This is a genomic window from Flavobacterium xanthum (assembly GCF_900142695.1).
Classification (GTDB): domain Bacteria; phylum Bacteroidota; class Bacteroidia; order Flavobacteriales; family Flavobacteriaceae; genus Flavobacterium; species Flavobacterium xanthum.
The window spans coordinates 32,506-40,111 of record NZ_FRBU01000029.1; the positions used below are offsets into that span (position 1 = coordinate 32,506).

A 7,606-nucleotide genomic window follows, 5' to 3' on the forward strand; every position below is an offset into this window, starting at 1 on the left:
TGATTTGTGCCGGAGCTTTTGAATTAAATCATGCCGATTTTAATAGTGTTTAGATTTGGCCGCAAAATAAAGAAAATTGTTGGAAAGAATTTAGATATAGTTCCAAATTTCACAAAAAAAATCCCAATCTATTGCTACATTGGGATTTCTCAATTTTATTTTGGGTTATGCTTTAAGCCAAGCCTCTTTTAAGGTCGTTTTTGTTGTATCAGTAGCATTTAGTCCTTCTTTCTCTTCATAAGGAAGTTTTACTTTGCCTTTAATCACTTGTTCTTTACCGTCTCGTTTTATTTTAATAGAGACCGAGTCATTTTCTTTCCAAGTTTGGCTGATAGTAATCATTTCGTAAATATTGTCCAAGGAGTATGATTTGTCATTGATGGATACTAAAATATCACCGCCTTTTATTCCTAAATTTTTATAAAAATCGTTTAATTCTATTGCTGGAATCACGATAATTTCTTTTGTTTTTTGGTCTACTGTAATGTAAGGAGTTTGTCCTTTTAGGAATACATTTCCAGGGACTTGCTTCATAGATTTTGTAACTCCTACTTTGGAGAGGTAGGTTTCATAAGGAATGGGAGTAGCTCCAGAAACATAAGTTGTTAAAAAAGTTCCCACCTCAGGATAGGTTAATGATGTAATTTTGGCGAAAAGCTCCTCATCATTAAAAGGTTTAGCAGCACCGTATTCAGTAGATAATTTTTGCATCAAATCAAGAATTCCTCTCTGACCGTTACTTTTTTCTCTAATGATGATATCTAGGCACATTCCTATAAGCGCTCCTTTTTCATAAACGTTCAAGTACTGCTCTTTATAAGGTTCTGTCAAAACATTAGCACTCATGGTTGTGAAGGGCATAGTGTCATTCATTGCATTTGCATGCTCAATTTTTTCTGACATGCGAGTGTAAAACTCTTGCTCGGTAATTAATCCTTGATTGATTTGAAAAAGATTAGCGAAATACTCCGTAACTCCTTCATACATCCATAAATGTTGTGACATTTTTGGCGTGTTGTAATCAAAATAATGAATTTCTTTAGAATGAATCGACAATGGAGTTACAATATGAAAAAATTCATGTGAAACAACATCTTGCATTGATTTTACCAACTCTGCTTTAGGCATCATTTCCGGTAAAACTACGGTAGTTGCCGTTGGGTGCTCTAAAGCTCCAAATCCTTTGGCGTCAGTAGGCGTCAGGCTTGATAAATACAATAAAACACTATATTTTTTTGTAGCGTTGATTTTTCCTAAAAACGTTTTCTGAGCCGTCATCATCGTTTTCATTTCTGGAGTTATACTTTCAGCAGTTACTTTTCCAGATGGGGAATACACACCAATTAAGATTTCCATACCATCCACTGTAAAAGTGGTGTAGTCCGGTTTAGCATACATAATTGGATTTTCGACCAATTCTGCGTACCGAGCTGTAGTAAATAAATCATTTGTAGTGCTTGAATCCATGTCGGTCATTGATGTAGCTCCCCAAAGTGTTTCCGGATGTGAAATACTTACAGTGTACGGAAGGTCTTTTTTATCTTGAAAATAGCCTACAAAACCATGCATGTTAAGCATGAAATTTTTACCTGCATCGATATTAGTTCCAGCTGGTGAAAAAATATCAATATTGCCAAAACCACTTCCTTTTTCAGTGTCAAAAGTATCGTTTACGAGGTAGGTGATTTTCGCTAATGTTTTCGCATTTTTGATGGTCCAAGTATTCTCATCTGTTTTGGTCGTTGAAAGTAAAGTGCCTTTGCTATCAAATGCTTTGAAATCTTCAATGTATTTCCCATAATCATCAATAGAGTAAGTCCCAGGTACAATTTTAGGAACGCTATAGGTTACTTCATCCAGGCTTATTTTAGGGGATGTAACGACAACCATAACCTTATCCTCTTTAACATTGTTTAAATCGATAGCAACAGCCACTTTTTCCATAGCTGGTTTTGACATCGTTGTGCCTGTTCCGGCAGTTTTGCAGCTCCAAAAAACGGAAGCAAATGCTAATGCAAAAAATATTCTTTTCATTGGTCGTGTTTTATTTTTAATTGTTAGACTCAGTTATGGAACAATTGTTACAAGGGAAAGCAATTTTTCAACCTTGTTTAAATGATTGTAGCGCAGTCCAAGTTGAGACTTAGTTTGTAAATGTCCGTTTCCAAAGTATCGGTATCTTTATCTTCACACAATAGAAATTCAATTTTTTCTTTGGAGTGCTTATATAATGTTAGGCCTTCGAATTTATGGCTATCACTGATTTTTTTTGTAAAATTAATTTTCATGGTTTTCAGATCAATGCTTCCAATAAGGCTTCCTAATACGTCACCATCTTCGTAAGTAGATGTCGTGTCTTCGGCTGTGGCCAAAAAATAAATGGTGTTTTCTACTAGAATTCCATCAGTGAAACTGCTTTGAACTCCCTTTATTGTTGGCAGTTGGTAGGCGTAAGATAGAACAGTAATTTGCTTGGTCAGTAGTTCTCCTTTTAGTTCGAAAAGAACATTTTTAGTAGAACTTCCATTTCCACGGTTGAATAAATACCAACTTTTACCATCGTAAATTGCACCTTCAATATTGAAATCTTCGGGTTTTATTTCTGCAGAATTTTGTAGAACTGCATACAGATCTGTAAGGTCATTTGTAGCTACTATTTTTTTATCAGCTGCATTAATTTGTACCATTTTGTTTCTTTTTTGGGTTGAACCCGAACCAAAAACGTAAATGCTTTCGCCAAAAGGCGTAATGGCTTCAAAATCTGGTTTTTCCTTTTTAAGAATGTTTTCGGATGGATTTTCCAGTAGTGGATGGCGCTTTAAATTTCGAGAATTCATATTATATTCGTAAAGATAGCTGCTGTTGTCACCGATAATCAGAAGTGAATTGTCTTTGTAGATCAGTCCCGATGCAGCGCCAATGCCGCTGATTTGAAATTGTTGTTCCAGTGTGAATTTTTCCATTGTGCGTGTTTTGAAAAAGAGTCCCTATTCCCGATCGTTTCTCTCTTTTGTTTTAAAAATGAAAAGATTCAAGTGTACAGCCGGAAAAGGCTTATTATAATTTATTATATTTGAGAGGTAAAGATAAATTATTTCTTATGAAGTCAATAAATCCCAATGATTTTAAAGTAGTCAACCCCATTGAATTGTCAAAATTACCAACCAATTTAGATATTGGTGCGAGTGATGATAAAAAAGAAGACAAGTTAGAAAACGTAAGCAGTAAATTGAGCGACTTACAGGACGTAATGTATGCGCACAATCGGTACGGTGTTTTGATTTGTTTGCAAGGAATGGATACCTCTGGAAAAGACAGTTTGATACGCGAAGTTTTTAAAGGATTCAATTCCCGTGGGGTAGTAGTGCATAGTTTTAAAACGCCTAATTCTGCAGAACTGGAACATGATTACTTATGGCGCCATTATTTGGCTTTGCCAGAAAAAGGAAAGTTTACTATTTTTAATAGGACCCATTATGAGAATGTTTTGGTTACGCGGGTACATCCTGAATACATCCTGAATGAAAATTTGCCTGGTATAGAAACTGTGGCGGATATTACACCTCAGTTTTGGGACAATCGCATGGAACAGATCAGAAATTTTGAGAAGCACATTACCCAAAATGGAGTTATCGTGTTGAAGTTCTTTTTGCATTTGAGCAAGGAAGAGCAAAGACAACGTTTGTTGCGGCGTTTAGAAGAGGGAAAACACAATTGGAAATTCTCTACGGGAGATTTAAAAGAAAGAGAACATTGGGATGAATACATGCAGCATTACGAAGAGGCAATAAATAATACGTCTACTGAAAAAGCACCTTGGTATGTTGTTCCCGCTGATGATAAGGAAATGGCACGTTATATTGTAGGTAAAATTATTTGGGAAGAAATGCAGCAACACAAGGATATCCAAGAGCCAAAAATGGATGAAAAAGTCAAAGCGAATATTGAAATGTATAAGGATATATTGAAAAAAGAGGTTTGATGTAATTAATTTTCGTACAAAAGTTACTAGAAGTTTATGATTCTATTATGATACGGTTAGGATGTAAATTTATTGTTTTTAGTGCTTTTAAAAACCGCCAACTGTTAGCTTTTTGTTAATGTTCAATTCATTCAGAGTTTAAATTCACAGCATTACTTTGCTTAAAATTTAAACAAACAACCAAAATGAAAAGAACTATTTTACCAATGTTATTTTTAGCATCATTATTCTCCTGTGAGAATGATTCTAAATCTTCTAGCCAAACAACGAGTGTTATTTTAGCAAATCAATCTGTAACTCCGGTGTTATTGAAAAAGCAATCAGGTTTTGAAAACGTAGAACTTTTTTCACTAATCACTTCAGATGATGTTTTGGCAGGAAGTCCAAATTTTGTTTTTGGAGGTTCTTCGGATGGATCAGGATTACTTAAAAATGCGGATGGGACTTTTACTTTTTTGGTCAATCACGAGGATAATTTTGCAGTATCAAGAGTCACTTTGGACCAAACATTCAAACCAACAAAAGGAGAATATTTATTGAATTCTAATGGAGGTACTTGGAGATTATGTGGCGCTACGATGGCAACTGTCGCTGAACATGGTTTTGGACCTTTGTTTTTGACTTGTGGAGAATCTGGCGAGGAATCTCGTACGCATGGAATTAATCCTTTTGCAGATGTTGCATCAGCATCAGTGTCTAAGGAGTTACCTGCTTTAGGTAGGATTAGTGCTGAAAATGCTTTGCCATTAAAAGCGTCTGCCTTTGCGGGTAAAACTGTAATTGTAATTGGGGACGATGATTCAGGTACGTACGGAGGTCAAGTATTTATGTATGTTTCAAATACTGTTGGTGATTTAATAAATGGATCTCTGTACATGATGAAAAGAACAAACGACAATCAGAGAGAAAAAGATATGGTATTGAATCAGTCCTACGGTGTTTCTTTTGTGAAAATTGAAAACCATAGCACAATGACTGGAGCCGCTATCAACGCCGCTGTAAATACATTGAAAGGAATTAAATTTGGTAGAGTAGAGGACTTAGATTATAAAAAAGGTTCGGATGCAGGAGCGAGAGAAATTTACTTTAATGTTACAGGACAAAACACTACTGGAAATAATGCAGATGCTTCCAGAACAAAATATGGTAGAGTGTACAAACTGAATTTAGAGGCAAACAATCCTTTGGCTGGAACTCTTGAAGTACTTCTTGATGGCGATGATCGTACTGGAATTGCAGGAAAATTTCAAAATCCAGATAATATCTGCGTGACAAAAAACTATGTTTATGTTCAGGAAGATGCTAATGGCTATGGCGATGAAACACATGACGCTTACATTTATCAATACAATATGGCAACCAAACAGCTGAAAGTAGTGGTAGAGTTGGACCACCGTCGTACCGCTACTGATGCAGCCAAATATAATGTTGGAGGAATAAGTAAATTTGGAGATTGGGAATACGGAGCCATGATTGATGTTTCCGATCAATTAGGAATTGATGATACTTTTTTATTGAGTGTTCAACCTCACACTTGGAGAGGGACAAAGTATAAAGGAGTGGATGGAGGAACAAATCGTCCAAATGAAGATCAGGCAAGTCAAATCGTTTTGATCAAAGGATTAGCTCGATAAATACCAATGAAATAATTGCAAGTAGCCACGGTTTCAATTTTTAAGAACCGTGGTTTTTGCTATTTATAATTTTTTAAATTACTCCCCTTTATCATGAAAAATAGTTGTATTTTATTGGTTCTTATCGTATTGGTCTCTTGCCAAAAAACAATTCCGAAGCATGAATCGGTAAATAATATATACAAAGCCGACATTCTAAAAGTCGTAGAAGAGGTTTCTAAACTGGAACGTTTAATTAAGTCGAATACTGCAACAGCAGCACTCCAACAACAATTTTTGCAGGCACACTCTAGTTACAAACAAGTAGAAATAATTAGTGAATATTATTTTCCTGCAGTTGCCAAAGCTATAAATGGGCCAGCCTTAGCAGAATTTGAAGAAAATGATAAAAAGACATTGCCTGCTGAAGGATTTCAAGTGATTGAAGAATTTATTTTTCCCGAGTATAATGCAAAGTTAAAAGCCGAATTGCTAACGGAAATGGGTATTCTATCAGCAAACTTAAAGCGCTTGGTCAAAGTGTCACAAACAAATGAATTCACAGATGCGCATGTTTTTGATGCGATGCGTTTGGAAGTTTTTAGAGTCATAACGCTGGGAATAACTGGATTTGATTCCCCTATTGCGCAACAATCCATTCCGGAAGCACAAGCAGCGCTAGAAAGTATTGAAAAATATTATAAAATTTATGCAGCTAATTCACAGGATGCATCTTTGCAGCAGGTTTTAACTACACTGGAAGTAGGAAAGCGATATTTAAAAGACAATTCCTCTTTTAATTCCTTTGATCGTGCTTTTTTTATTCGCAAAATTGCTAATCCGTTAAGCATTGGTTTACATAAAACGCAAGTCAGCTTAAAAATTCCGTTCTTGAAAGAGACAAGAGGACTAAGAACTAGCGCAAAAACACTTTTTGATGCAAATGCCTTTGACATAGAGGCTTTCTCTGCATTTCCAGATTATGAAACAACGTCAGATAAAATAGCCTTAGGAAAATTATTGTTTAATGATCCTGTTTTGTCAGGAGATAATTCTCGTGCTTGTGCTTCGTGTCATCATTCAGAAAAAGCATTTACGGATGGTTTGGAAAAAGCCATTTCATTGGATGGTAAATCTTTAGTAAAAAGAAATACACCCACACTGACTCATATTGCATTTCAACGTGTATTTTTCTATGATTCCAGAGTCAATTATCTGGAAGACCAAGCGGTAGCGGTTATTAAAAATGAAAATGAAATGCACGGCTCTTTGGTACAATCAGTTTTAGCTCTAAAAAATAAAGTGAGTTATGTTACGAGGTTCCAAAAGGCATTTCCCAATAAAGAAATAGATGAATTTGGGATCAAGAACGCATTGGCGTCCTACATCAGATCGCTTAGTAAATATGATGCCAAATTTGATGCCTATATGCGCGGTGATGAAAAGTTTGATTGGAATGAAGTTGCAGGTTTTAATTTGTTTGCCGGAAAAGCAAAATGCGCCACATGCCATTTTATTCCCTTAACAAACGGAACGGTACCGCCGAGTTTTATGAAATCAGAAAGTGAAGTTTTGGGAGTTCCAAACCACTACAAAAAATTAGATACTGATTTAGGAAAATTTGATTTAACTAAAGCGGAGATTCATCGCAATTCTTTCAAAACACCAACGTTAAGAAACGTGGAATTGACTGCGCCATACATGCACAACGGTGTTTTCAAATCACTAGAAGAAGTAATTGATTTTTATAATGATGGCGGCGGGAACGGGTTGGGTTTTAATTTGCCAAATCAAACATTGCCCGAGGACAAACTCAATTTGACAGACTTAGAAAAAAAACAACTCATAGCCTTTATGCGAACCTTGACAGATAAAAAGTATTCGTTGTAATAAACAAAAAATGCCCTCGAAATTTCGAGGGCACTGAAAAACATCGTCTGTTTTGATTTGTGTCATTTTTATAGACCAAAAAAAACGCTTATAATCGAATTTTTAAGATTCGTTATAAGCG

5 protein-coding genes are annotated in these 7,606 nt (G+C 35.6%); 3 read left to right on the top strand and 2 right to left on the bottom strand.

Annotated features, from left to right (window positions below; translation table 11 throughout):
• Nucleotides 1-165: 165 nt before the first annotated feature.
• Together BUC11_RS12190 and BUC11_RS12195 are read right to left on the bottom strand one after the other, a co-directional pair.
• Nucleotides 166-2,034: a M61 family metallopeptidase gene (locus BUC11_RS12190; RefSeq protein ID WP_073354394.1), complete on the bottom strand. Its 1,869-nt coding sequence runs from the start codon at nucleotides 2,032-2,034 to the stop codon at nucleotides 166-168.
• Nucleotides 2,035-2,111: 77 nt separating this feature from the next.
• Nucleotides 2,112-2,963, bottom strand: coding sequence for a DUF6929 family protein (locus BUC11_RS12195; RefSeq protein ID WP_073354395.1), 852 nt, complete (start codon nucleotides 2,961-2,963; stop codon nucleotides 2,112-2,114).
• Between the two features lie 137 nt (nucleotides 2,964-3,100).
• Between BUC11_RS12195 and BUC11_RS12200 the strand changes: the two genes are divergently transcribed.
• The 3 genes from BUC11_RS12200 (at nucleotide 3,101) to BUC11_RS12210 (ending at nucleotide 7,485) form a co-directional block, all read left to right on the top strand.
• Complete coding sequence (locus BUC11_RS12200; protein WP_073354397.1) at nucleotides 3,101-3,982, top strand: PPK2 family polyphosphate kinase; 882 nt, start codon at nucleotides 3,101-3,103, stop codon at nucleotides 3,980-3,982.
• 185 nt (nucleotides 3,983-4,167) lie between these two features.
• On the top strand, nucleotides 4,168-5,616 hold the full coding sequence (locus tag BUC11_RS12205; protein ID WP_073354399.1) for a PhoX family protein: 1,449 nt from the start codon (nucleotides 4,168-4,170) through the stop codon (nucleotides 5,614-5,616).
• A gap of 93 nt (nucleotides 5,617-5,709) precedes the next feature.
• Nucleotides 5,710-7,485, top strand: coding sequence for a cytochrome-c peroxidase (locus tag BUC11_RS12210; RefSeq protein WP_073354401.1), 1,776 nt, complete (start codon nucleotides 5,710-5,712; stop codon nucleotides 7,483-7,485).
• Nucleotides 7,486-7,606: the final 121 nt, after the last annotated feature.